This window comes from Microbacterium sp. LMI13-1-1.1, assembly GCF_040815625.1.
GTDB classification, from domain to species: domain Bacteria; phylum Actinomycetota; class Actinomycetes; order Actinomycetales; family Microbacteriaceae; genus Microbacterium; species Microbacterium forte.
Genome location: NZ_JBFPNL010000001.1, coordinates 1,267,956 through 1,292,057, shown reverse-complemented (window position 1 = coordinate 1,292,057; position 24,102 = coordinate 1,267,956). Strand labels below are relative to the sequence as shown.

The following is a 24,102-nucleotide window of genomic DNA, read 5'->3' as shown; positions in this document are numbered from 1 at the left end:
ACAGCGAGAAGGCCCCTGGGATTCCCTCCCGGGGGCCTTCTGCATGTCGGGGCTATGCTCGCGAGCGGATCCGGGCGATGCCGGTCAGGGGGTCGACAGGGCGGCGGTGAACGCCGTCGGCATCCTCCACGGGATAGCCTTCCCTGACCCAGTACTCGAACCCGCCGATCATCTCCCGAACGGCATATCCGAGCTTCGCGAACTCGAGAGCGCCCTTCGCACCCGCGTTGCACCCCGGACTCCAGCAGTAGACCACGACGGCGGAGCCGGCCGGTATCTCAGCCGGCGCGCGATCCGCGATCTCGCTGTAGTGCATATGCGTGGCCCCTGCGACGCGTCCCTGAGCCCAGGCCTCGTCGGAACGGACATCGATGATGACGATGCCGTCCTCGGCCCGGAGAGCGGCGTACACGTCACTCGCGTCGGTCTCGTAGGCGAGTTTGGCGGCGTAATACTCAGTGCGATCGATCATCTCCCCAGCCTAGGAAGACGCGCGGGCACCTGCCGTCGTCTTCCCGACGACGACAGACCGGATTCCGCCAATGTCGACGTGGCGTCTCAGAGCTCGACCGTCATCTGCACCCGGCGTCCGTATCGATCTAGACCGAGAGAGGTCTCGGTGTCCACGAGGCCGCGCTGGAACGGAGTCTCGGGGATGCTCTCGAGAAACCCGCACGACGAGTAGAACGGAGCGTTCCAGGGGATCTCCGCGTACGTCCGCAGAGTCATGCGGGTATAGCCATGCTCGCGTGCAGCCTCCAGAGCGGCGCTGACGAGTCGGCGCCCGAACCCCTGGCGTCCGGAGGTCGGAAGCACGGAGAGCTGCTCGAGGTGCGCGTGGCCGTCGGCATCGAGGACGTGCACGAAGCCGACGGGGGAGCCGCTCGAGTCTTCCAACACGAGGACGAACCCCGGAGCTGCGAGTCGTTCAGCGCCATCGCCTGCGGGCGGCCACTCCGGCGCCCCCAGGCGGTCGATCAGGAGCGCGTCGGCCTGCATCTCGATGGCGTGCAGGATCTCCGCGTCCTCAACGACGGCCGACCGGATGACATCGCTCACCGTGCATCCTCCGCGACTGCCGCGATCGCTTCGATCTCCACCAGCTGGTGGTCGTACCCGAGCACGGTGACGCCCAGAAGTGTGCTCGGTGTGTCATGGTCGCCGAAGGCCTCGTGGATGACATCCCAGGCAGTGACCAGATCAGCCTGGGACGACGATGCGACGAGTACGCGCGTGCTGATGATGTCCGAAAGCGTGGCGCCGCTGGCACGCAGGGCGATGTCGAGGGTCTCTACGCAGCGCGCAGCCTGTGCGGCATAGTCGCCGGGGGCGGTCGTCGAGCCGTCGTCTTCGAGAGGGCATGCACCTGCGAGGAAGATGAGCCGGGAGCCGGCTGGGGCGGTCGCCGCATATGCATAGGGTGCTGCGGCGAGGTCGGCGGAACGGATGAGTTGGACTGCTGAGCTCATGTCACGATCCTGCCATGTGCACATGAACGGCGACCGGATGCGAAAAGGCCCTGTCCGAGATCGAACAGGGCCTCTTCGGGCGAGAACCGGCGGTCTTACTCGCTGTCCTCGGACTTCTTCTTGCGCGGCTTCTTCACCGGCTCGGTCGAGATGACCGTGCTGGGGGTGTTCGCCGTCTCGTCGACGTGGGTCTCGCTGACGGTGATCGGGGCATCCGGGACGCCTGCGCGCTCGTGAGCGCCCTGGATCTCGGCCGCTTCGGTCTCGTCGTTCTGGGCGGTCACGTGATGCTGGTGCGCATCTGCAGCCTCGATCTCGGCCTGCGTCAGCGGAGCGAGACGATCTTCGAAGAACCAACGCGAGATGGAGGAGCGCAGGTTCTCAGTCCACGAGATGCGTCCCTTCGCATTCGGACGCACGACCAGCGGCTCGTAGCCGTCGACATCGATGAGCTTCCAGCGGTCGTACTTGTCGACGGGCTGGTGGACCTCGATGAACTCGCCGCCCGGAAGGCGGACGATGCGGCCGGACTCGAAGCCGTGCAGGACGATCTCGCGGTCCTTCTTCTGCAGAGCGATCGCGATGCGCTTGGCGATGAAGTAGCCGAGAACCGGTCCGACGAACAGCAGCGCCTGAAGTGCGTGGATCACGCCCTCCATCGTGAGCATGAAGTGCGTCGCGATGAGGTCGGACGATGCTGCAGCCCACAGGACGGCGTAGAAGACGACTCCGGCCACGCCGATGGCGGTGCGGGTCGCCGCGTTGCGCGGGCGCTGAGCGATGTGGTGCTCGCGCTTGTCGCCCGTGACCCAGGCCTCGATGAACGGGTAGATCGCGACGAGCACGATGAACAGACCGAGGACGACCAGCGGCAGCAGGATGCCGAACGACCAGGTGTGGTCGAGGAAGACCACATCGAGGTTCGACGGAGCGAGTCGCAGAGCGCCGTCGGCGAATCCGATGTACCAGTCAGGCTGCGTGCCGGCCGAGACGGGGGAGGGGTCGTACGGGCCGTAGTTCCAGATCGGGTTGATCTGGAAGAACGTCGCGATCAGCACGATCGTGCCGAAGACGATGAACAGGTAGCCGCCCATCTTCGACATGTACACGGGCATCATCGGGTAGCCGACGACGTTGTCGTTCGTGCGGCCGGGGCCGGCGAACTGCGTGTGCTTGTTGACGATCATCAGCATCAGGTGCACGGCGATGAGGCCGATCACCAGCAGCGGAAGCAGCAGGATGTGCAGCGTGTACAGGCGTCCGACGATGTCGGTGCCGGGGAACTCGCCGCCGAAGAGGAGGAACGAGGTCCAGGTGCCGATCAGCGGGATGCCCTTGATCATTCCGTCGATGATGCGCAGACCGTTGCCCGAGAGCAGGTCGTCGGGAAGGGAGTATCCCGTGAAGCCCTCGGCCATGGCGAGGACGAACAGCACGAAGCCGATCACCCAGTTGAGCTCACGGGGCTTGCGGAACGCACCGGTGAAGAAGACGCGCAGCATGTGCACGCCGATGCCGGCCACGAAGACGAGTGCGGCCCAGTGGTGGATCTGGCGCACCAGAAGGCCACCACGGAGGTCGAACGAGATGTGCAGCGACGACTCGAGCGCCGCCGACATCTCGATTCCGCGCATCGGGGCGTAGGCGCCCGTGTAGTGCGTCTCGACCATGGAGGCCTGGAAGAAGAAGGTCAGGAAGGTTCCGGAGAGGAACACGACGACGAAGCTCCACAGCGCGATCTCACCCAGCATGAACGACCAGTGGTCGGGGAAGATCTTGCGGCCGAGCTCCTTGACGAAGCCGGAGATGCTGGTGCGCTCATCGATGTAGTTCGACGCGGCGCCGACGAATCGACCGCCGAGAGGCGCCTTGTTGTCCTTGTCCTCTTTGGACAGCGTTGCGGTGCTCAATGGCGCTCCCAGAAGCTCGGGCCGACGGGCTCGGTGAAGTCACTGCGTGCGACGAGGTAGCCCTCGTCGTCGACGGTGATGGGCAGCTGCGGCAGCGGACGTGCGGCCGGTCCGAAGATGACCTTGGCGTGATCCGTGACGTCGAACTGCGACTGGTGACAGGGGCAGAGGAGGTGGTGGGTCTGCTGCTCGTACAGTGCCACGGGGCATCCGACGTGCGTGCAGACCTTCGAGTACGCGACGATGCCGTCGTACGACCAGTCCTTGCGGTCCTCGGCCTCGATGAGCTGCTCGGGGCGCAGGCGCATCATCAGCACGATGGCCTTCGCCTTCTCCTCGAGGTAGCCGTCGTGGTGGCTGAGCTCGGCGAGGTCCTCCGGGATCACGTGGAACGCGGATCCGAGGGTGACATCGGCCGCGCGGATCGGCGTGCCGTCGGGGTCGCGGACGAGGCGCTGACCCTTCTCCCACATGGTGTGCTTCAGCAGCGTCACCGGGTCGCCCGCGGTGGGGTCGTCCGGCGTGCTGTGCGGAGCGAGACCGCGGAAGAGCGTGACTCCGGGGATGATCGAGGCCACGATCGCCGCGAACAGCGAGTTGCGGATCATCGTGCGTCGTCCGAATCCGGACTCCTCGTTCGCCGTGGCGAAGGCCTCGACGACCGCCTCTCGCGTCGAGTCCTTGCCCCGGGTGGGGTGGCGGTGCTCGATGTGCTCCTTGTCGCTCATCAGCGCCTTGGACCAGTGGATCGCGCCGATGCCGATCGAGAGCAGCGCCAGTGCGATGCCCAGACCGATGAAGAGATTGTTCTGACGGATGTCGATGAGCGCGCCGCTCTCGATGGGGAAGAGCATGTAGGCGGCGACCGCCCAGATGCTTCCTGCCAGCGAGAGATAGAACAGCGTGTAGACCGTGCGCTCTGCAGCCTTCTCAGCGCGCGGGTCCTTGTCGGTCATCCGCGCGCGGTGCGGCGGCAGCCCCGGGTTCTGCACGGGATCGCTGACTGCGACACCCAGCCCTGGAGAGGGCTGGTAGGCCCTGTCAAGAGCCTGCGAGTCGTCGTCGTGTGCCATGGTGCTCCTCGTACGTTCCTCTTCGATGAATAAGCGTCAGTTGGACTTCGCCGTGATCCACACGGTGATGGCGACGAGCGCGCCGATTCCGAAGATCCAGACGAACAGGCCCTCGGAGACGGGACCGAGCGAACCGAGCGAGAAACCGCCGATCTGCACGGACTGCTGCTGGTAGAGCAGAGCCGAGATGATGTCGCGCTTGTCTTCGTCCGACAGGTTCATGTCGCCGAAGACGGGCATGTTCTGGGGGCCCGTGACCATGGCGGCGTACATGTGCAGCGCGCTGGTCTCGGTCAGTGCCGGGGCGTACTTGCCCTCGGTGAGTGCTCCACCGGCTGCCGCCACGTTGTGGCACATCGCGCAGTTCACGCGGAACAGCTCTGCGCCGTTGGCGACATCTCCGCCGCCGTCGAGGATGTGGTCCTCGGGGAAGGTCGGACCAGGAGCAGATGCCTGCACGAAGGAGGAGATCGCGAGGATCTGCTCCTCGGTGAACTGCGGCTCCTTCTGGGGTGCCTGCGGTCCCTGCATCTGCAGGGGCATGCGACCCGTCGACATCTGGAACTCGACTGCGAGCTCGCCGACGCCGTAGAGGCTCGGTCCGTTCGCCGTGCCCTGCATGTCGAGACCGTGGCAGGTGGCGCAGTTCGCCGTGAACAGCTTCTCGCCGTCCTCGACCGTGAGCGTGGTCGCAGCAGTGGTCTGGGTGTCGGTCGCAGCGAAGGCTGCGGATGTGCCGGCGTATACCGCGCCGGTGATCATGAGGCCTGCTCCGATGAGGGCTGCCGCAGCCAGTGGGCTGCGACGGCCATTCGAACGGCGCTTCTTCTCTCGTGCCATCTCGGGGATCAGCTCCGCTCTTATTTCAGGAAGTAGATAACGACGAACAGCACGATCCAGACGACGTCGACGAAGTGCCAGTAGTAGGACACCACGATCGAGGACGTCGCCTCTTTGTGCCGGAAATTCTTGACGGCGTATGCACGCCCGATGACGAGGAGGAACGCGATCAGACCGCCGGTGACGTGCAGGGCGTGGAAGCCGGTGGTGATGTAGAACGCGGACGCGTACGAGTCGGCGCTGATCGGCAGGCCCTCTGCGACGAGCTGTGCGTACTCCCACACCTGCCCGGAGACGAAGATCGCGCCGAGTGCGAAGGTGAGGAAGAACCACTCGACCATGCCCCACCCGAACAGGCGGCGACGGCCTGCGCCGTTCTTCTGCCCCTTGGCGATGCGGTACGGCTGCAGGTCCTCCGCCGCGAACACGCCCATCTGGCAGGTGAACGAGGAGAGCACGAGGATCGCCGTGTTCACGAACGCGAACGGCACGTTCAGCAGTTCGGTGCGGTCGGCCCAGAGCTCGGGGGAGGTGCTGCGGAGCGTGAAGTAGATCGCGAAGAGTCCCGCGAAGAACATCACCTCACTGCCGAGCCACACAATGGTGCCGACAGCTACCGGGTTGGGGCGCTTGATCGTTCTTGCCGCCGGGGCATACGTCGCTGAGGTCGTCACCCTTCCATTATGGCCGATCCGCGGGGATGATTCTCGCACCGGAGGCCCCGGTTTCACCCTCAGGCGACTTAGGCAACCCTAAGAAAACGCTGCGAATCCTCGGTGAATACGCGGGAAACGAGGGATGGTCGAACTTCGAGTCGTGGTTCGGAAGAGTCTGCACGTTTTCCCGGCGCCGATAGGATCGCACACATGGCTGATTCCCTGACCTGGTCCGACGTGCTCACCACTCTTCTGGAGCGTCGTGATCTCAGCGTCTGGGAGTCCACCTGGGCCATGCGCCAGATCATGCGCGGCGACGTCACTCAGGCTCAGCTCGCCGGCTTCCTCGTCGCTCTCCGGGCCAAGGGGGAGACGATCGACGAGATCGTCGGCTTCCGCGACGCCATCCTCGAGGCGGCGGTCCCGCTGCCCGTGTCGCCCGACGTCCTCGACATCGTCGGCACCGGCGGCGACCGTGTCGGCACGGTCAACGTCTCGACGACCGCCGCGGTCATCATCGGCGCCACCGGCATCCCGGTCGTCAAGCACGGGAACCGTGCTGCCAGCTCGGCCTCGGGGTCGTCCGACGTGCTGAGCGCACTCGGGCTGGAACTCACCCTCGATCCCGCAGCCGTCTCGTCGATCCTCGACCGCACAGGCATCACGTTCGCGTGGGCCGGTGCCTTCCACCCGGGGTTCAAGCACGCAGGGGCTGTCCGGGCCGAACTCGGCGTCCCCACGGTCTTCAACATGCTCGGCCCGCTGTGCAACCCGGCTCGCGCGGAGGCGAACGCCGTCGGCGTGGCTCAGCTCGAGCGTGTCCCCCTCATCACGGGTGTGTTCCGCACGCGAGGCGCGACGGCGCTGGTGTTCCGCGGAGACGACGGGCTCGACGAGTTGACCACCACGGGGCACAGTCGCATCTGGGAGGTCACGCGCGGTGACATCCACGAGCACGACCTCGACCCGCGCGACCTCGGCATCCCGATCGCGGACCTCGCGGATCTGATCGGCGGAACCCCCGATCACAACGCCGCCGTGCTGCGCAGGACGCTCGACGGCGAGACGGGAGCCGTGCGAGACATCGTCCTGCTCAACGCCGCTGCGGGGATCGTCGCGTTCGAGCTCTCGCAGGATGCGACGCAGGTGCAGCGCCCTATCCTCGAGCGTCTGCGCGAGGGATACGAGCGAGCGGCTGCCGCGGTCGACGACGGCCGCGCGATCGCCAAGCTCGATGAGTGGATCGGCGTGAGCCGCGAGCTCGCGTCGGCGTAGACACCACGATGGATCCCGTCGCCGCTCTGCTCGAGATCGCCTCGCTGCTCGAGCGCGAACGGGCATCTCGATATCGGGCGAAGGCGTTCCGCCAGGCCGCGGCGACCTTGCAGCAGCTGCCGGAGGACGTGCGCGCAGATCCTACGAGGCTGCGCGCGGCGAAGGGGATCGGCGAGTCGACGTTCGCGGTCATCCGGCAGGCACAGAGCGGAGAAGTGCCCGGCTATCTCGTCGAGCTGCGCGGCGATGTCGAGCCGGAGCGGGTCTCGGAGCTGAGAGCGAAGCTGCGGGGCGATCTGCACGCGCATACGGATTGGTCGGACGGGACGACGCCCATCCCCGTCATGGCGGCGGCTGCGCGAGCGCTCGGACACGAGTACCAGGCGATCACCGACCACTCACCGCGCCTCAGGGTCGCCCGAGGGCTCTCACCCGAACGGCTGCGCGAGCAGATCCCGCTGGTGCGTGCCGAGACGGGGGACGGATTCACGCTCCTCGCCGGCATCGAGGTCGACATCCTCGAAGACGGCGCCCTCGACCAGGACGACGCGCTGCTGGGCGAGCTCGACATCGTCGTCGCGTCCGTGCATTCCAAACTGCGCATGCACGCGAGGCCGATGACGGCTCGCATGATCGCGGCTGTCTCGCACCCGCGGGTCAACGTCCTCGGCCATTGCACGGGCCGCCTCGTGCAGGGCGAACGCGGCACTCGCCCTGAATCGCAGTTCGATGCAGCAGCGGTCTTCGCGGCGTGCGCGGAGAACGGAGTGGCTGTCGAGATCAACTCCCGGCCCGAACGTCAGGATCCGCCCGACGAGCTGATCGCGATCGCGTTGCAGGCGGGCTGCCTGTTCTCGATCGATTCGGACGCGCACGCACCGGGTCAGCTCTCGCTGCTCGATCACGGTGCGGAACGGGCGGAGCGAGCCGGCGTCCCCGCATCGAGGATCGTCACCACCTGGGGACTCGACCGGCTGCTCGCCTGGGCGAGCTGAGTCAGCCCTCGATCGTCGCGATCGCGGCCACGGCGCGGGTCATCGAGCCTCCGAGGTTCCACTTCTCCGCGAGCGCGGTCGCAGCATCGACCTCGGACGGGTCGAGCGGACGGAGTGCGTCGCTCGGCACCGCGATGTCGAGGTCGGGCGCCACGGCTACCACGGTCGGGGCGACATCGAGGTAGTCCGCCGCGGCGAGGATCTTCGCGCGGACGCCGGCGCTCATGCCCTCGCCGGCTGCGGCCGCCTCTCGGATGCCCACCAGATCGCCATGGGCCTGGAGGAGAGTGGCTGCGGTCTTCTCTCCGACGCCTGCGACGCCGGGCAGTCCGTCGGAGGCGTCGCCGCGCATCGTCGCGAAGTCGGCGTACTGGCTGGGCAGCACGCCGTACTTCGCCACCACGACGGCATCCGTGACGATCTCGAGGTTGCTCATGCCCCGAGCCGTGTAGATGACGCGGATGTTCCTCGAGTCGTCGACGAGCTGGAACAGATCCCGATCGCCTGTGACGATGTCGACAGGCATGGTCGCGTGCGTCGCGAGGGTGCCGATGACGTCATCGGCCTCGTGCTCGGCGACACCGATGATCGGGATGCCGAGCGCTCCGAGCGTCTGACGGATCAGAGGGATCTGCGCCTCGAGGGGATCCGGGACCTCTTCGACGTCGGGACCGGCGGTGACGACCTCGACGACTCGATGCTCCTTGTAGCTGGGGATCAGGTCGACGCGCCACTGGGGCCGCCAGTCGTCGTCCCAGCATGCGACCACGTGGGTCGGCTCGTACAGGGTGACCAGCTTCGCGATGATGTCGAGCAGCCCTCGCGCGGCGTTGATGGGAGACCCGTCGGGGGCCGTGACCTTGTCGGGCACTCCGTAGAAGGCGCGGAAGTAGAGGCTTGCGGTGTCGAGCAGAAGAAGCTTGTCGGCGCGGGGCATGGAGACAGTCTGTCAGCGCGCCGAGCGAGGATGCCATCGAGTCCGTCATATCGCCCCGTGATCTGATAGCCTTGATTGTCACTCGTGGCATGTCTATGCATGCCCTGGTGTCGAAAACCAAATCAATCGCTGCAGAGCTCATCATCGGCCGTGCGCGGCCGGAGCGCTCAGCCCGAGTCTCCATTCACAAGGACAACCCACTACATGACTACCGCAACGACCGCCCCGGCCACCAAGCAGGTCGCGATCAATGACATCGGATCTGCTGAAGACTTCCTGGCCGCGGTCGAGAAGACCCTGAAGTTCTTCAACGACGGCGACATCATCGAGGGAACGATCGTCAAGATCGACCGCGATGAGGTCCTCCTCGACGTCGGATACAAGACCGAGGGTGTCATCCCCTCGCGCGAGCTCTCGATCAAGCACGACGTCGACCCCAACGAGGTCGTCAAGGTCGGCGACGAGGTCGAGGCCCTGGTTCTCCAGAAGGAGGACAAGGAAGGCCGTCTGATCCTCTCCAAGAAGCGTGCGCAGTACGAGCGCGCCTGGGGAGACGTCGAGAAGATCAAGGAGAACGACGGCGTCGTCACCGGAACGGTCATCGAGGTCGTCAAGGGTGGACTCATCGTCGACATCGGTCTCCGTGGCTTCCTGCCGGCCTCGCTCATCGAGCTGCGCCGCGTCCGCGACCTCACGCCGTACCTCGGCCAGGAGATCGAGGCCAAGATCCTCGAGCTCGACAAGAACCGCAACAACGTCGTGCTCAGCCGCCGTGCGCTGCTCGAGCAGACGCAGTCGGAGTCGCGCACCACGTTCCTGAACAACCTCCACAAGGGTCAGGTCCGCAAGGGTGTCGTGTCGTCGATCGTCAACTTCGGTGCGTTCGTCGACCTGGGCGGCGTGGACGGCCTCGTGCACGTCTCCGAGCTGTCCTGGAAGCACATCGAGCACGCCTCCGAGGTCGTCGAGGTCGGCCAGGAGGTCACCGTCGAGATCCTCGAGGTCGACCTCGACCGCGAGCGCGTCTCCCTGTCGCTGAAGGCGACGCAGGAGGACCCGTGGCAGGTCTTCGCCCGCACCCACGCGATCGGTCAGGTCACGCCGGGTAAGGTCACCAAGCTCGTTCCGTTCGGTGCGTTCGTTCGCGTCGCAGACGGCATCGAGGGCCTCGTCCACATCTCCGAGCTCTCCAGCAAGCACGTCGAGCTGGCCGAGCAGGTCGTGTCGGTCGGCGAAGAGGTCTTCGTCAAGGTCATCGACATCGACCTCGAGCGTCGCCGCATCTCGCTCTCGCTGAAGCAGGCGAACGAGGCCGTCGACGTCAACGGCACCGAGTTCGACCCGGCGCTCTACGGCATGCTCGCCGAGTACGACGAGGCCGGCGAGTACAAGTACCCGGAGGGCTTCGACCCCGAGACCGGTGCGTGGAAGGAAGGCTTCGACACCCAGCGCGAGGCATGGGAGCAGGAGTACGCTGCAGCCCAGGCTCGCTGGGAGGCCCACAAGGCTCAGGTTGCCAAGGCAGCCGAGGCCGAGGCGGCCGCTGGCGACGACTTCGGTGGCCAGGTCTTCTCGAGCGAGGTCGCAGGCGCGGGCACGCTCGCGGACGACGAGGCTCTCGCCGCTCTGCGCGAGAAGCTCTCGGGCGGCAACGCTTAAGCATCACGCTCTGAACGGGCCGTCATCCTTCGGGATGGCGGCCCGTTCTGCGTCGTCGTCGCCTGTGGCGGCTACGTGACCGAACATTACGGCGGCATTCGTAACATTGCGCGGGCCCCGCCAGCATGGGGATATGACATCCCTGCTCGCACACCCGCGCGTCGACGCGTCGGTCGACGACCGCACGGCGCAGCCCGTGCGGTTGCGAGAGGTCGGGCGGAGCTTTCCGCTCGGGCGAGGACGCCGCGATGTTCTCCGCGGAGTGGACATCGAGGTGGCGGCCGGCGAGATCATCGCCGTCGTCGGACCCTCGGGATGCGGCAAATCGACTCTCCTGCGCCTCATCGGCGGACTGGACGCGCCCTCCAGCGGCAGCATCCTGCTCGATGACTCGGGTGTCGCGGACGTCGATGAGCGCACCGCTGTCGCTTTCCAGGAGCCACGGCTTCTGCCCTGGAGGACGATCTCGCAGAACGTCGAGCTCGGCCTTCCGCGGGGCACAGCACGCCGAGACGGCCGCGAACGCGTGCGCGAGCTGCTCGAACTGGTCGGCCTCGAACAGGCAGCTGATCAGCGCCCGCGCGAAGTGTCAGGCGGTATGGCGCAGCGTGCCTCGCTCGCACGCGCCCTCGCTCGGAACCCCGGAGTGCTGCTGCTGGATGAGCCGTTCGGCGCGCTCGACGCCCTCACCCGCCTGCGGATGCACGATCTGCTGCTGAAGATCCACGCGGCAGAACCCACCACCGTCCTCCTCGTCACGCACGATGTCGAAGAGGCCCTCTACTTGGCTGACCGCGTGCTGCTGCTGCGCACACTCGACGCCGACGCCGGCACGGATGCGCGCTCGATCGTGCGCACGATCACCGTGCCGGGCATCCGCCCCCGCGACCGCGCCGATCGCGGTCTCGCGGACCTCCGCGCCGAGCTCCTCGAAGGACTCGGCGTCGACACCCACCACCGCACTGCCACCGAGGAGACCCGATGAGCACCATCACCCGCCGAATCATCCCTGCGATCGCTGTCGCCGGGACGATGATGCTCGTCGCCACCGGGTGCGTCGCCGGTGAGAACGCCACGGCCTCCGACGCGTCGAAGGATGACGCCGCCGCGGCCGGCGACTGGTCTTCCGACACCCTGTCGATCGACTTCGCCACCTACAACCCCCTGAGCCTCGTGATCCGCGACCAGGGCATCCTCGAGGAGATCCTGGGTGACGACGTCGACGTCGAGTGGGTGCAGTCCGCCGGCTCCAACAAGGCCAACGAGCTGCTGCGCTCCGGCTCGATCGATGTGGGATCGACCGCGGGTTCCGCCGCGCTCCTCGCCCGTGCGAACGGATCGCCCATTCAGGTCATCGACATCTTCTCGCAGCCGGAGTGGTCGGCGATCGTCGTCGGACCCGACAGCGACATCACCTCGGTCGAGGATCTCGCGGGCAAGTCGGTCGCTGCGACGAAGGGCACGGACCCCTACTTCTTCCTGCTGCAGTCGCTCGAGGAAGCAGGACTCTCGGTCGACGACGTCGAGGTGCAGAACCTCCAGCACGCCGACGGACGTGCAGCGCTCGACGGCGGTTCGGTCGATGCTTGGGCCGGACTCGACCCGATCATGGCCGCAGCCGAGGTGGAGTCGGGAGACCAGCTCATCTATCGCAACGTCGACTTCAACACCTACGGATTCCTGAACGCCACCGAGGACTTCATCGAGAACCACGCCGACCTCGCCCAGGCCGTCGTCGACGCGTACGAGCAGGCGCGCGAGTGGGCGCTCGAGAATCCCGACGAGACGGCCGCGCTGCTGGCCGAGGTCGCGGGCATCGACATCGAGGTCGCGAAGACCGTCATCACCGAGCGCTCGAACCTCGATGTGAGCGGCATCCCAGGAGACGACCAGGTCGCGGTGCTCGAGAAGATCGCTCCCGTGCTCGTCGACTCCGGTGATGTCCAGGGCGGCGAGGACTCGGTCGACAAGGCGCTGGACTCGATCGTGAACGCCACCTTCGCAGAGAAGGCGGTCGGAGGCGAGTGACCGACCAGACGGTGGTGGTCCCCGCCGACGCGCGTGAGGCGCTCGACGCCGCTCGAGGTGTCCGTCGGCGGCCCGAGGTGGGCGCGCGGCATGCGTGGGACCGTCCGGCGGTGCGGATCGCCGGCGGGTTCCTGCTGCCTGTCCTCATCCTCATCGCGTGGCAGGTCGTGACGACCACCGGAGTCGTCGCGCCCTACCTGCTGCCGTCTCCGGAATCCGTCTTCGCTGCCGGTGTCGAGCTGGCCGAGCGGGGGCTGCTGTGGACGCACATCGCGATCTCGGTGCAGCGCGTGCTGCTCGGCTTCGCGATCGGATCAGTGATCGGACTCGCGATCGCGGGGATCGTCGGGCTCTCGAGGATAGGCGACGTGCTGCTCAGCCCGACGCTCTCGGCAGTCCGTGCGGTCCCGTCCCTGGCCTGGGTGCCGCTGCTCATCCTCTGGATGCAGATCGGTGAGGAGTCGAAGGTGACGCTGATCGCGATCGGCGCCTTCTTCCCCGTCTACACCACGGTCGCGTCGGCGCTCCGCCATGTCGATCCACTCCTGGTCGAGGCCGGGCGCTCGTTCAGCCTCCGCGGATGGTCGCTGTTCCGCACCGTGCAGCTGCCCGCTGTCGTGCCGTCGGTCGTCGCAGGTCTCCGACTCGCTCTCGCGCAGGCCTGGCTGTTCCTCGTCGCCGCCGAGCTGATCGCCTCGTCGATGGGGCTCGGGTTCCTGCTCACGGACTCGCAGAACAGCGGACGCGTCGACAGGATCATCCTGTCGATCGTCCTGCTCGCGCTTCTCGGCACGATCACGAACGCTCTTCTCGTGCTGGTCGAGAAGTATCTGCTCAGACGGTGGGTGTGACCGTGACGGAAGCTCGTCTGCATGAGACCCGCACCTACTCGGCGCCTGCCGGGTTCGCTGCGACTGCGAACGTGACTGCTGAGGCGTACGCGCGGGCGGCGTCCGACCCGACACTGTTCTGGGAGCAGGCGGCCGAGCGGCTCGACTGGGCCGAGCCCTGGCACACGGCTCACGAATGGGATCCGCCCGTGGGGGATGCGGTTCCCGCCGCACGATGGTTCGTCGGCGGACAGCTCAACGTCGCGTACAACTGCGTCGACCGCCACGTCGAGGCCGGGCGCGGCGACAAGGTCGCGCTGCACTTCGAGGGCGAGCCGGGCGACCGCATCGCCGTGACGTACTCCGACCTCCAGGACAGGGTCTCGCGTGCGGCCAACGCGCTCATCGCACTCGGCATCCGACCGGGCGACCGCGTCGTCATCTACCTCCCGGTGCTGATCGAGACGGTCGTGATCACCCTCGCCTGCGCGCGCGTCGGAGCCGTGCACTCACTGGTGTTCGGCGGGTTCTCCGCCGAGGCGGTGCGGTTCCGGCTCGCGGACACCGGCGCAAAGCTGCTCGTGACGAGCGACGGCCAGTTCCGCCGGGGCACCGCCACCGAGGTCAAGTCGACGGCCGACACCGCTGCCGCGGATCTTCCCGATCTCGAGCACGTCCTCGTGCTCCGGCGTACCGGACAGGACGTCCCGTGGACGGAAGGGCGCGACGTGTGGTGGCACGACGTCGTCGACACCGCCTCCTCACGGCATGAGCCCGACGCATTCGATGCCGAGCATCCGCTCTTCATCATCTACACGTCAGGCACCACGGGGAAGCCGAAGGGGCTCGTCCACACCTCGGGCGGGTACCTCACGCACGCGAGTTGGGCGCACTGGGCGCACTTCGACGCGAAACCCGACGACGTGCACTGGTGCACGGCGGATCTCGCGTGGGTGACGGCCCACACATACGAGATCTACGCCCCGCTCTCGAACGGGCTGACGCAGGTCATCTACGAGGGGACGCCGGACGCGCCGAACCGCGAACGCCATCTCGAGATCATCGAGCGCTACGGCGTGACCGTCTACTACACCGCACCCACGCTCATCCGCACCTTCATGACGTGGTTCGGCGCAGAGCTGCCGCAGGGGCACGACCTCTCGACGCTGCGTCTGCTCGGAACGGTCGGGGAAGCGATCAACCCCGAAGCCTGGATCTGGTTCCGCCGCAACTTCGGGCGCGATGAGCTCCCGGTGGTCGACACCTGGTGGCAGTCCGAGACCGGAGCAGCGATGATCGCGCCTCTTCCGGGAGTGACGACGCTCAAGCCCGGCTCTGCATCCGTGCCGCTGCCCGGGATCGACGCGACCGTCGTCGACGCGAACGGCGATGAGGTCGCGCCCGGAAGATCCGGAACGCTCGTGGTGCGGCGCCCGTGGCCGGGAATGGCGCGGACCGTGTGGGGCGATCCGCAGCGCTACCGCGATGCGTACTGGTCGGCGTATGCCGGACACGGCGAGCACGGCGGATACTATGTCGCCGGTGACGGGGCGACGCGCGATGCCGACGGCTACATCTGGATCCTCGGCCGCCTCGACGACGTCGTGAACGTGTCCGGCCACAGGCTCTCGACGATCGAGATCGAATCCGCGCTCGTGGCCCACGACACGGTGGGGGAGGCCGGTACCGCAGGCGTCTCCGATCCCGTCACCGGGCAGGCCGTGGTCGCGTTCGTCACCGCATCAGGACGCGCGGAGGTCTCGACCTCGCAGCTGCGCGGCCAGGTCGCCACGGCGATCGGCCCCGTCGCCAAGCCGAAGCACATCGTCGTGGTCCCCGACCTCCCCAAGACACGCTCCGGCAAGATCATGCGACGGCTGCTCGCACAGCTGTGGGAAGCCGAGCAGGATCGCCGCGCCGGACGAGCACCCGCCCCGCTCGGGGACACGACATCTCTCCAGAACCCGTGGGCCGTCGACGACATCGCCGCCGTGCTCGAGACCGCTGAACTGAGGACATGATGACGGAAGAACACCGCTTCGGCTTTCGCACGAGGGCTCTCCACGCCGGCGGCACTCCCGATGCTGCGACGGGTGCCCGCGCCGTGCCGATCTACCAGACGACCTCCTTCGTCTTCGAGGATGCGACGGATGCCGGCAACCTCTTCGCGCTGCAGAAGTACGGCAACATCTACTCGCGCATCGGCAACCCCACCGTCGCTGCGCTCGAAGAACGGCTGGCATCGCTCGAGGGCGGGATCGGCGCGGTCGCGACGGCATCCGGCATGAGCGCGGAGTTCATCACGTTCGCCGCGCTCGTCGGAGCCGGTGACCACGTGGTGGCCTCCGCCCAGCTGTACGGAGGCACGGTGACGCAGCTCGACGTGACGCTGCGCCGGTTCGGCGTGCAGACGACCTTCGTCGCATCCACCGACCCCGCCGACTACGCCGCCGCGATCCGCCCCGAGACCAAGGTGGTCTACGTGGAGATGATCGGCAACCCGTCGGGTGAGATCGCCGACATCGAAGGCCTCGCGGAGGTCGCGCATGCCGCCGGTGTGCCGCTCGTCGTCGACGCGACCCTCGCCACTCCGTACCTCGCACGGCCGCTCGAGCACGGCGCCGACATCGTCATCCACTCGGTGACGAAGTTCCTCGGGGGCCACGGCACCACACTCGGCGGCGTCGTGATCGAGAAGGGCACCTTCGACTGGGGCAACGGACGGTTCCCGCAGATGACAGAGCCCGTCGAGTCCTACGGTGGCATCAAATGGTGGGACAACTTCGGCGAGTACGGGTTCCTCACCAAGCTCCGCACCGAGCAGCTTCGTGACATCGGTCCGGCACTCAGCCCGCAGTCGGCGTTCAACCTCCTGCAGGGAGTCGAGACGCTGCCGCAGCGCATCGACGCGCACCTCGCGAACGCGCGGGTCGTCGCCGAGTGGCTCGACTCGGACCCCCGGGTCGAGTACGTGACCTGGGCGGGCCTGGCTCATCACCCGCACCATGAGCGCGCTGCGAAGTACCTGCCGCTCGGCCCTGGGTCGGTGTTCGCCTTCGGAGTGAAGGCCGATGACGGCCGTGCCGCGGGGGAGACCCTCATCGAGAACCTCCAGCTCGCGTCCCATCTCGCGAACATCGGCGATGCGCGCACGCTCGTGATCCATCCGGCATCCACCACCCATCGTCAGCTCACGGAACAGCAGCTCGTCGCCGCGGGCGTGCGCCCTGACCTCATCCGCATCTCGGTGGGTCTCGAGGACGCCGAAGACATCATCTGGGATCTCGATCAGGCCCTCACGACAGCGACAGGAGCGACCCGATGAGCGGAATCGAGACCACGGGCGCCGAGGCCTGCGCGCTTCCGACTGCGCAGGACATCGTATCCTGCGCGCTCCCCGGGTCCTCGCCGGCGCAGCCCGACCGCACCTGGATCGGACCCGGCCAGCAGGAGCGCTTCAGCATCCTCCGGCGCGCGAGATCCGTCGCCATCGTCGGTGCATCGAACAACCCTGCGCGGGCGTCGTACTTCGTGGCGACCTATCTGCTCTCCAGCACCGCGTATGACGTGTACCTCGTCAACCCGCGGGAGGCGGAGATCCTCGGACAGCCGGTCTACGCCTCACTTGCAGACCTGCCTGTGGTGCCCGACATCGTCGACGTGTTCCGCCGGCACGACGACCTGCCGGGGGTGGCCCAGGAGGCGATCGAGGCCGGCGCGCACACGCTCTGGCTGCAGCTGGGTTCATGGAACGAGGATGCCGCAGCGATCGCCGAGGGGGCGGGGCTCTCGGTGGTGATGGATCGGTGCATCAAGATCGAGCATGCCCGGTTCCATGGAGGGCTCCACCTCGCCGGATTCGACACCGGGGTCATCAGCTCGCGTCGGCAGCTGCTGGCGCGATGACCCGAGCTCGCGGTCGAGCCTAGACTGGCGAGATGCCTCTCATCGCTCTCACCGGCGGCATCGCCTCGGGCAAGTCGACCATCGCGCGACGACTCGCAGAACTCGGAGCGGTCGTCGTCGACGCCGATCAGATCGTGCGCGACGTGCAGGCGCCAGGCTCTGCGGTGCTGGCACGGATCGAGGACGTCTTCGGCGCCGATGTCATCGACGCGGACGGCGCACTCGACCGGGCTGCCCTGGGCGCCAAGGTGTTCGGCGATCCTGAGCAGCTGGCGCGGCTGAACGCGATCGTCCACCCCGCGGTGCGTGCCGAGTCGCAGCGTCGATTCGAGGAGGCCGCCTCCGCCGGTCCCGAGACCGTCGTCGTGTACGACGTCCCGCTCCTGGTCGAGGCGCGGGTCGATGACCCGTGGGATCTGATCGTCGTGGCCCATGCGCCGGCGGACGAGCGCAGGCGGCGGCTCGTCGAGCTGCGCGGCATGGCGGAGCAGGCGGCCCAGGAACGGATCGACGCGCAGGTGTCCGACGAGCGTCGGCTCGCGATCGCCGACGAGGTCATCGAGACCTCAGGTTCACTGGAGGAGACGATCCGACAGACCGACGCCCTGTGGGAGCGGATCCGCTCGTCGTGACCTTCACCGGTCACACACCCGGGTCTCCCGCCTATCGGCGTCTCATCGTCGGGCTGTTCTTCGCCGGCATAGCGACGTTCGCGCAGCTGTACTCGCCGCAGGCCGTGCTTCCGCAACTCTCGTCGAACCTGGGGATCACGCCTGCCACCGCGGCGCTCGCGGTGTCGGCTGCGACGCTCGGTCTGGCGGCGGCCGTCGTTCCGTGATCGATGGTCGCAGACCGCATCGGGCGGGTTCCCGCCATGGGGATCGGCATCCTCACAGCGACGGCGCTGGGGTTTCTCGCGCCCTTCAGCACCGGCATGGAGATGCTGCTGGCACTGCGGCTGCTCGAGGGCGTGGCGCTGGGCGCCGTGCCCGCGGTGGCGCTCGCCTATCTCAGCGAGGAGGTGAGCGCACGCGATGCCGCGGCTGCAGCGGGGAGCTACATAGCCGGGACGACTGTGGGCGGCCTGCTCGGTCGTGTCCTGTCGGGATTGGCCGGCGAGCCATGGGGATGGCGCGCGGGCATCTGGACCGTCGCCGGTGTGTGCGCGGTGGCAGCGGTCCTGTTCCTCTGGCTCACTCCGAAGGCTCAGGGGTTCGTGCCCGGTCGATTTCGACACGACGCGTCGCCGCGGATGCTTGCGCGCCTGGCGATGCCGCTGCGCTCCGCGACGCAGCTCGCGCTCTACATGCAGGGCTTTCTTCTCATGGGCGCCTTCGTCGCGGTGTACAACTACCTCGGGTTCCACCTGATCGACGCGCCGTTCGCCCTTCCGGGGTGGGTGGTCACGCTGCTGTTCCTGGCCTATCTCGCAGGCACCGTCTCGTCGCCGACAGCAGGTGCGCTCGCATCCCGCTTCGGCCGGTATCCGGTGCTGCTCGCCTCGATCGCCGTGATGGCCGTCGGCGCCCTCGCCATGTTGAGCCAGGTGCTCTTCGCGGTGATCGTCGGGCTGCTGCTCTTCACCGCCGGCTTCTTCGGCGCGCAGGCCGTCGCCTCGGGGTGGGCTCCCGCCGCAGCCGCCTCCGACAGCAAGGCGCAGGCATCGTCGCTCTACTATTTCGGCTACTACGCGGGGTCGAGCCTCTTCGGCTGGGCGCTGGGGATCGTGTTCGGCAGGGCTGACTGGGCGTGGTTCGTGGCGGTGATCGTGGCGATGTGCGCGGTGTCCGCGGCGCTGGCGGCACGCGCCCTGCGGCAGGCGTCGACCGGCCGCGTATGATCACGAAGCGGCACCTCATCGCCGTCGCTCACTGCCACTGTCGACCGGGAGGATCGCCTCATGCGCCTGACCTATCTCGCCGCCTACGATCGTGAGCTGCGCACGGACGCCGAGGTGACGCACGCGCTCAGCGTGGCGATGCACGGACCGCTGCGACTCGCCGTCTTCCCCGGCGGGCGCGGGTTCGTGTCGTACTCGGACCTCGATGACCACGACTCCGGCGGAATCGAAGAGCTCATCGACGTCGCGCTCGCGCACTTCACGACCCTCAGCGGCATCGATTCGATCGAGTGGAAGACGCGAGGGCATGATCGTGCGCCTGGGCTCGGCCGGGCTCTGGAGAGCCGTGGGTTCGTGCCTGAGGACGAGGAGTCGGTGATGATCGGCGAGGCGGCGGCGCTCGCCCAGCCCGTCGACCTTCCCTCTGAGGTGGAGCTCCGGCGGGCGCGCACCGAGGCCGAGGTGTTCGCGATGGAGGAGATGCAGGGGAGGGTCTTCGGCGATCCGCAGTGGCGCGTGCGCGTCGAGACGACGCTGCAGCGCATCCGGGAAGATGACACCGTGGAGCTCTGGACGGCTGTGGCTGATGGAGCGGTGATCAGCGCTGGACGCCTGGAGCCCGTGGCCGGCACCCGCTTCGCCGGTCTGTGGGGCGGAGCGACGCTGCCCGAATGGCGGGGTCGAGGGATCTACAGAGCGCTGACGGCGGAGCGCGCGCGATCCGCCCTCGCGCTCGGCAAGCGGTACCTGCAGTCGGATTGCACCGAGTTCTCGCGGCCGATCCTCGAGCGCGCGGGACTCGTCAAGGTCTCGACCACCACGCCCTACGTGTGGACGCGGCCGGCTGACTGACCGGCACCGCCCTCTCGACGCCTGCGCGCCAGGCGGCGCGCGCCCACGACGACGACGATGACGAGGCCCACCAGCAGCAGGGCGGCCACGACGGGGATGACGATCGCCGTGATCGCGAGCATGAACGATGCCCCGTCCTCAGCCGTGCTCAGGACAGGAGCAGCAAGGCCGCCGGTCACGGTGTTGGCGGCGACACGCGCCGTGGCCTTCGCGATGTGCACGACCAGGGCGATCGCGATGCCGGAGACCACCGGCACCCAGGCGTTGTCGGTGAAGAACGCGGCAGGGTCGTCGACCGCGATCGTCTGAGCGCCCGAGCCGGCGCCGAAGGCGATGCCACCGGATGCCGGACGCAGAATGCTCTGGATCACGTCGTTCAGAGAGTCGAGCGCAGGGATCTTGTCGGCCACGACCTCCAACAGCAGCAGCCCGCCGAGGATCCAGAGCGCGAGATCGCTCGACAGCCACGACCACGAGGCCGGCAGCACCACGGAGGGAAGCAGCCGATCGGCGAGGCCCAGCAGGAACAGCGGCATCCAGGCATTGAGGCCCGCAGACGCGGCGAGACTGGTGCCGATGATGAACTCGATCACGCCCCCACTCTAGGCGGAGGCCGCTCGTGGCCCCGATGTCGGTGGCCCGGCATACGCTGGAGGTATGCAACCCACGCGCAGTGTTCGTCCCTTCGAGGTCATCAGCGAATATGCGCCTGCCGGCGACCAGCCGAAGGCGATCGCCGAACTCGCATCGCGTATCAACGCCGGCGAGACCGACATCGTGCTGCTCGGCGCCACCGGTACCGGAAAGTCGGCGACGACCGCCTGGCTGGTAGAGCAGGTGCAGCGTCCGACGCTCGTCCTCGCGCACAACAAGACGCTCGCCGCGCAGCTGGCCAACGAGTTCCGCGAGCTGATGCCGAACAACGCCGTCGAGTACTTCGTCTCCTACTACGACTACTACCAGCCAGAGGCGTACGTGCCTCAGACCGACACCTTCATCGAGAAGGACTCCTCGATCAACTCCGAGGTCGAGCGTCTGCGTCACTCGACCACGAACTCGCTGCTCAGCCGCCGCGACGTGATCGTCGTCTCCACCGTCTCCTGCATCTACGGCCTCGGTGCGCCAGAAGAGTACCTCCGCGCCATGGTCGCCCTCCAGGTGGGGGAGCGGTACGACCGCGACGCGCTGATCAGGCAGTTCATCTCGATGCAGTACAACCGCAACGACGTCGACTTCTCCCGGGGCAACTTCCGGGTGCGAGGCGACACCATCGAGATCATCCCGGTGTACGAGGAGCATGCGATCCGCATCGAGCTGTTCGGTGACGAGATCGAAGCACTTTATTCGTTGCATCCGCTCACCGGAGAGGTCATCGAGAAGCTCGATTCCGTGCCGATCTTCCCCGCCTCGCACTACGTGGCGGGAACCGACGTGATCCAGCGCTCGATCGGCACCATCGAGCACGAGCTCGAGGAGCGGCTCAAGGAGTTCGAGCGTCAGGGGAAGCTGCTCGAGGCCCAGCGGCTGCGGATGCGCACGACCTTCGACCTGGAGATGCTGCAGCAGCTCGGCTTCTGCTCGGGAATCGAGAACTATTCCCGGCACATGGACGGGCGTCAGCCCGGCGAGCCGCCGCACACGCTGCTCGACTTCTTCCCCGACGACTTCATGCTCGTGATCGACGAGTCGCACGTCACGGTGCCGCAGATCGGCGCGATGTACGAGGGAGACGCATCCCGCAAGCGCACGCTCGTCGACCATGGCTTCCGGCTCCCGAGCGCGATGGACAACAGGCCGCTGCGGTGGGACGAGTTCAAGAACAGGATCGGGCAGACCGTGTATCTGTCGGCCACTCCCGGCAAGTACGAGATGGGCATCGCCGACGGCGTGGTGGAGCAGATCATCCGCCCGACGGGTCTGGTGGACCCGCACATCATCGTGAAGCCGTCGAAGGGCCAGATCGACGACCTTCTCGAGGAGATCAGGCAGCGTGTCGGGCGTGACGAGCGTGTGCTCGTGACGACGCTCACCAAGAAGATGTCCGAAGAGCTGACGGACTTCCTCGGCGAGCACGGCGTGCGCGTGCGCTACCTCCACTCCGACGTCGACACGCTGCGACGGGTCGAGCTGCTCAGCGAGCTGCGGGCGGGCGTCTACGACGTCCTGGTGGGAATCAACCTGCTGCGTGAAGGACTCGATCTGCCCGAGGTGTCGCTGGTCGCGATCCTCGACGCCGACAAAGAGGGCTTCCTGCGATCGGGCACGTCGCTGATCCAGACGATCGGCCGCGCGGCGCGCAACGTCTCGGGCGAAGTGCACATGTACGCCGACAGGATCACCGACTCGATGGCCAAGGCGATCGAAGAGACGGATCGACGTCGCGAGAAGCAGGTCGCCTACAACCTGGAGCACGGGATCGACCCGCAGCCGCTGCGCAAGCGGATCGCCGACATCACCGAGGTGCTCGCCCGTGAAGGCGCCGACACCGCTGCGATGATGTCCGGCCGCGGTCGCGCGACCGGCAAGGGCAAGTCTCCGACGCCCAACCTCCGGCGCACCGGGATCGCCGCTGAAGGCGCTCAGCAGCTCGAAGCCGTGATCCAGGACCTCTCCGACCAGATGCTCGCGGCGGCCGCGGAGCTCAAGTTCGAGCTCGCCGGACGACTGCGTGACGAGGTGCAGGACATGAAGAAGGAGTTGCGTGCCATGGAGAAGGCCGGCCACGCCTGACGATACGGGAGCGACCAGGATGGACGCATCAGGAGAAGAGCTCGCCGATCGCGTGAGAGCGCTTCTCACCCTTGACGGGAACGTCGAGGAGAAGCGGATGTTCGGCACGCGCGCGTTCCTCCTCGACGGTCACATCCTCGTCGGTGCGCGCACCGGCGGGGTGCTGCTCGTGCGCGTCGACGAAGAGCACGGCGCGTCGCTGATCACCCGGCCAGGGGTCGCGTCCGCGGTCATGGGTCCGCGGACCATGGGCACCGGTTGGCTCGACGTATCGCCGAGCGCGCTCATCGACGACGACGACCTCGCGGCCTGGCTCGACATCGCGCGTGAAGACGCGAAGCGAGACGGCTGAGAGCGAGCCTCAGGGGCAGTGGACGAGCGTCTTGGGGCCCGACCGGTCGATCTCATGCTCGCTCATCGGGGAGCCGCACAGCGGACAGGCGCGTTCGGCACGTTCGGACGGGCTCGGCGGGGGCGTCTTCTCGTAGGGGCCGACCGAGGCCGGGCCGGCGAAGCGGATCAGATTCGAGTTGAACCAGGCATACAGGCCTCCGGCTTCGCGGATCCGAGTGCGGAGCGAAGGGCGATCATCAGAACTGGCCATGTTGCTTAGTGTACTAACTATTAGGGTCAATGTATATTCGAATCCGTGACCGCATCGGATGACCTGCTCAAGCTCGACAACCAGCTCTGCTTCGCTCTGGTGACCGCAGCACGCAACGTCGTGGCGATCTACAGGCCGATTCTGGAGCCCCTCGGGCTCACGCATCCGCAGTATCTTGTGATGCTGGCGCTCTGGGAACGTGCTCCGCGCCCACTGAACGATCTCGCGGCCGACCTCGCGCTCGAGCCTGCGACGGCGTCGCCGCTGGTGAAGCGGCTGGAGGCAGACGGTCTGGTGGCGAGGCAGCGCAGCGTCGAGGACGAGCGGCGTCTCGACATCACGCTCACGGACGCCGGTCGGGCTCTGCGTGGCCGAGCCCTCGATGTTCCGCGCCAGGTGATGACCGCTGTGGGAATGGACCTGCAGCAGATCGCGACACTGCGCGATGGTTTGTCGGCATTCGCGGGGCGCCGTTCAGCCCAGGAGTGACCGCGTCAT

The 24,102-nt window shown here is 67.3% G+C and carries 26 protein-coding genes; 16 read left to right on the top strand and 10 right to left on the bottom strand.

Going from position 1 to position 24,102, the window contains the following annotated elements; genetic code table 11:
• Positions 1 to 52 precede the first annotated feature (52 nt).
• From MRBLMI13_RS06370 to MRBLMI13_RS06340, 7 genes are all read right to left on the bottom strand, one after another.
• The gene (locus tag MRBLMI13_RS06370) at positions 53 to 472 is read right to left on the bottom strand and encodes a rhodanese-like domain-containing protein (protein WP_042538401.1); all 420 of its coding nucleotides are present in this window, start codon (positions 470 to 472) and stop codon (positions 53 to 55) included.
• Between the two features lie 86 nt (positions 473 to 558).
• Complete coding sequence (locus MRBLMI13_RS06365) at positions 559 to 1,059, bottom strand: GNAT family N-acetyltransferase (protein ID WP_367819672.1); 501 nt, start codon at positions 1,057 to 1,059, stop codon at positions 559 to 561.
• Complete coding sequence (locus MRBLMI13_RS06360) at positions 1,056 to 1,469, bottom strand: RidA family protein (protein ID WP_367819674.1); 414 nt, start codon at positions 1,467 to 1,469, stop codon at positions 1,056 to 1,058. The genes MRBLMI13_RS06365 and MRBLMI13_RS06360 overlap by 4 nt, the downstream gene beginning before the upstream one ends.
• 95 nt (positions 1,470 to 1,564) lie before the next feature.
• Positions 1,565 to 3,379 (bottom strand): cytochrome b, encoded by a 1,815-nt coding sequence (locus MRBLMI13_RS06355; protein WP_056377203.1) that lies wholly within the window; start codon positions 3,377 to 3,379, stop codon positions 1,565 to 1,567.
• On the bottom strand, positions 3,376 to 4,452 hold the full coding sequence (locus MRBLMI13_RS06350; RefSeq protein ID WP_042538395.1) for a ubiquinol-cytochrome c reductase iron-sulfur subunit: 1,077 nt from the start codon (positions 4,450 to 4,452) through the stop codon (positions 3,376 to 3,378). Before MRBLMI13_RS06350 ends, MRBLMI13_RS06355 begins: the two co-directional genes overlap by 4 nt.
• A gap of 36 nt (positions 4,453 to 4,488) precedes the next feature.
• Entirely contained in the window at positions 4,489 to 5,292 is an 804-nt protein-coding gene (locus MRBLMI13_RS06345) for a c-type cytochrome (protein ID WP_079113075.1), read from the bottom strand.
• A gap of 20 nt (positions 5,293 to 5,312) precedes the next feature.
• Positions 5,313 to 5,966, bottom strand: coding sequence for a cytochrome c oxidase subunit 3 (locus MRBLMI13_RS06340; protein ID WP_153302215.1), 654 nt, complete (start codon positions 5,964 to 5,966; stop codon positions 5,313 to 5,315).
• A 192-nt stretch (positions 5,967 to 6,158) separates the two neighbouring features.
• Here MRBLMI13_RS06340 and trpD point away from each other — a divergent pair, with 192 nt between their 5' ends.
• Both trpD and MRBLMI13_RS06330 read left to right on the top strand, forming a co-directional pair.
• The gene (gene trpD / locus MRBLMI13_RS06335; protein WP_042538391.1) at positions 6,159 to 7,223 is read left to right on the top strand and encodes an anthranilate phosphoribosyltransferase; all 1,065 of its coding nucleotides are present in this window, start codon (positions 6,159 to 6,161) and stop codon (positions 7,221 to 7,223) included.
• An 8-nt stretch (positions 7,224 to 7,231) separates the two neighbouring features.
• Positions 7,232 to 8,218: a PHP domain-containing protein gene (locus MRBLMI13_RS06330; protein ID WP_367819678.1), complete on the top strand. Its 987-nt coding sequence runs from the start codon at positions 7,232 to 7,234 to the stop codon at positions 8,216 to 8,218.
• 1 nt (position 8,219) lies between these two features.
• On the opposite strand, the gene MRBLMI13_RS06325 is transcribed toward MRBLMI13_RS06330, so the two are convergent.
• Positions 8,220 to 9,155 carry a 5'-3' exonuclease gene (locus tag MRBLMI13_RS06325; protein ID WP_367819680.1) on the bottom strand — a complete coding sequence of 312 codons (936 nt, stop codon included), beginning with the start codon at positions 9,153 to 9,155 and terminating at the stop codon, positions 8,220 to 8,222.
• Between the two features lie 204 nt (positions 9,156 to 9,359).
• Here MRBLMI13_RS06325 and rpsA point away from each other — a divergent pair, with 204 nt between their 5' ends.
• The 11 genes from rpsA to MRBLMI13_RS06270 all read left to right on the top strand — a co-directional run bounded on the left by rpsA (position 9,360) and on the right by MRBLMI13_RS06270 (position 20,270).
• Positions 9,360 to 10,814: a 30S ribosomal protein S1 gene (gene rpsA, locus MRBLMI13_RS06320; RefSeq protein WP_056377208.1), complete on the top strand. Its 1,455-nt coding sequence runs from the start codon at positions 9,360 to 9,362 to the stop codon at positions 10,812 to 10,814.
• 133 nt (positions 10,815 to 10,947) lie between these two features.
• On the top strand, positions 10,948 to 11,799 hold the full coding sequence (locus tag MRBLMI13_RS06315) for an ABC transporter ATP-binding protein (protein ID WP_042541615.1): 852 nt from the start codon (positions 10,948 to 10,950) through the stop codon (positions 11,797 to 11,799).
• On the top strand, positions 11,796 to 12,842 hold the full coding sequence (locus tag MRBLMI13_RS06310) for an aliphatic sulfonate ABC transporter substrate-binding protein (protein ID WP_309689488.1): 1,047 nt from the start codon (positions 11,796 to 11,798) through the stop codon (positions 12,840 to 12,842). Before MRBLMI13_RS06315 ends, MRBLMI13_RS06310 begins: the two co-directional genes overlap by 4 nt.
• Positions 12,839 to 13,693 (top strand): ABC transporter permease, encoded by an 855-nt coding sequence (locus MRBLMI13_RS06305; RefSeq protein WP_052492997.1) that lies wholly within the window; start codon positions 12,839 to 12,841, stop codon positions 13,691 to 13,693. The genes MRBLMI13_RS06310 and MRBLMI13_RS06305 overlap by 4 nt, the downstream gene beginning before the upstream one ends.
• Before the next feature lie 2 nt (positions 13,694 to 13,695).
• Positions 13,696 to 15,693: an acetate--CoA ligase gene (gene acs / locus MRBLMI13_RS06300; protein WP_367819684.1), complete on the top strand. Its 1,998-nt coding sequence runs from the start codon at positions 13,696 to 13,698 to the stop codon at positions 15,691 to 15,693.
• Entirely contained in the window at positions 15,693 to 16,997 is a 1,305-nt protein-coding gene (locus MRBLMI13_RS06295) for an O-acetylhomoserine aminocarboxypropyltransferase/cysteine synthase family protein (RefSeq protein ID WP_309694319.1), read from the top strand. Before acs ends, MRBLMI13_RS06295 begins: the two co-directional genes overlap by 1 nt.
• Entirely contained in the window at positions 16,994 to 17,578 is a 585-nt protein-coding gene (locus MRBLMI13_RS06290; RefSeq protein WP_367819686.1) for a CoA-binding protein, read from the top strand. The genes MRBLMI13_RS06295 and MRBLMI13_RS06290 overlap by 4 nt, the downstream gene beginning before the upstream one ends.
• A gap of 32 nt (positions 17,579 to 17,610) precedes the next feature.
• Positions 17,611 to 18,210, top strand: coding sequence for a dephospho-CoA kinase (gene coaE, locus MRBLMI13_RS06285; protein ID WP_042541612.1), 600 nt, complete (start codon positions 17,611 to 17,613; stop codon positions 18,208 to 18,210).
• Positions 18,207 to 18,416 (top strand): hypothetical protein, encoded by a 210-nt coding sequence (locus tag MRBLMI13_RS06280; protein ID WP_367819688.1) that lies wholly within the window; start codon positions 18,207 to 18,209, stop codon positions 18,414 to 18,416. Before coaE ends, MRBLMI13_RS06280 begins: the two co-directional genes overlap by 4 nt.
• Before the next feature lie 3 nt (positions 18,417 to 18,419).
• Positions 18,420 to 19,418 carry an MFS transporter gene (locus MRBLMI13_RS06275; protein ID WP_367819690.1) on the top strand — a complete coding sequence of 333 codons (999 nt, stop codon included), beginning with the start codon at positions 18,420 to 18,422 and terminating at the stop codon, positions 19,416 to 19,418.
• 60 nt (positions 19,419 to 19,478) lie between these two features.
• Positions 19,479 to 20,270, top strand: a complete 792-nt coding sequence (locus MRBLMI13_RS06270) for a GNAT family N-acetyltransferase (RefSeq protein ID WP_367819692.1) — start codon at positions 19,479 to 19,481, stop codon at positions 20,268 to 20,270.
• Here MRBLMI13_RS06270 and MRBLMI13_RS06265 read toward each other — a convergent pair.
• Complete coding sequence (locus MRBLMI13_RS06265; protein ID WP_367819694.1) at positions 20,243 to 20,863, bottom strand: DUF4126 domain-containing protein; 621 nt, start codon at positions 20,861 to 20,863, stop codon at positions 20,243 to 20,245. The two genes, MRBLMI13_RS06270 and MRBLMI13_RS06265, sit on opposite strands and share 28 nt — an antisense overlap.
• A 64-nt stretch (positions 20,864 to 20,927) precedes the next feature.
• Between MRBLMI13_RS06265 and uvrB the strand changes: the two genes are divergently transcribed.
• Together uvrB and MRBLMI13_RS06255 are read left to right on the top strand one after the other, a co-directional pair.
• The gene (uvrB, locus tag MRBLMI13_RS06260) at positions 20,928 to 23,000 is read left to right on the top strand and encodes an excinuclease ABC subunit UvrB (protein WP_042541608.1); all 2,073 of its coding nucleotides are present in this window, start codon (positions 20,928 to 20,930) and stop codon (positions 22,998 to 23,000) included.
• Positions 23,001 to 23,019: 19 nt separating this feature from the next.
• Positions 23,020 to 23,352, top strand: coding sequence for a TfoX/Sxy family protein (locus MRBLMI13_RS06255; protein ID WP_079113068.1), 333 nt, complete (start codon positions 23,020 to 23,022; stop codon positions 23,350 to 23,352).
• Positions 23,353 to 23,361: 9 nt separating this feature from the next.
• Here MRBLMI13_RS06255 and MRBLMI13_RS06250 read toward each other — a convergent pair whose 3' ends face one another.
• Positions 23,362 to 23,604, bottom strand: coding sequence for a hypothetical protein (locus MRBLMI13_RS06250; protein ID WP_042541606.1), 243 nt, complete (start codon positions 23,602 to 23,604; stop codon positions 23,362 to 23,364).
• Positions 23,605 to 23,649: 45 nt separating this feature from the next.
• On the opposite strand from MRBLMI13_RS06250, the gene MRBLMI13_RS06245 reads away from it, so the two are divergent.
• Positions 23,650 to 24,093, top strand: a complete 444-nt coding sequence (locus tag MRBLMI13_RS06245) for a MarR family winged helix-turn-helix transcriptional regulator (protein WP_042541605.1) — start codon at positions 23,650 to 23,652, stop codon at positions 24,091 to 24,093.
• Positions 24,094 to 24,102 lie beyond the last annotated feature (9 nt).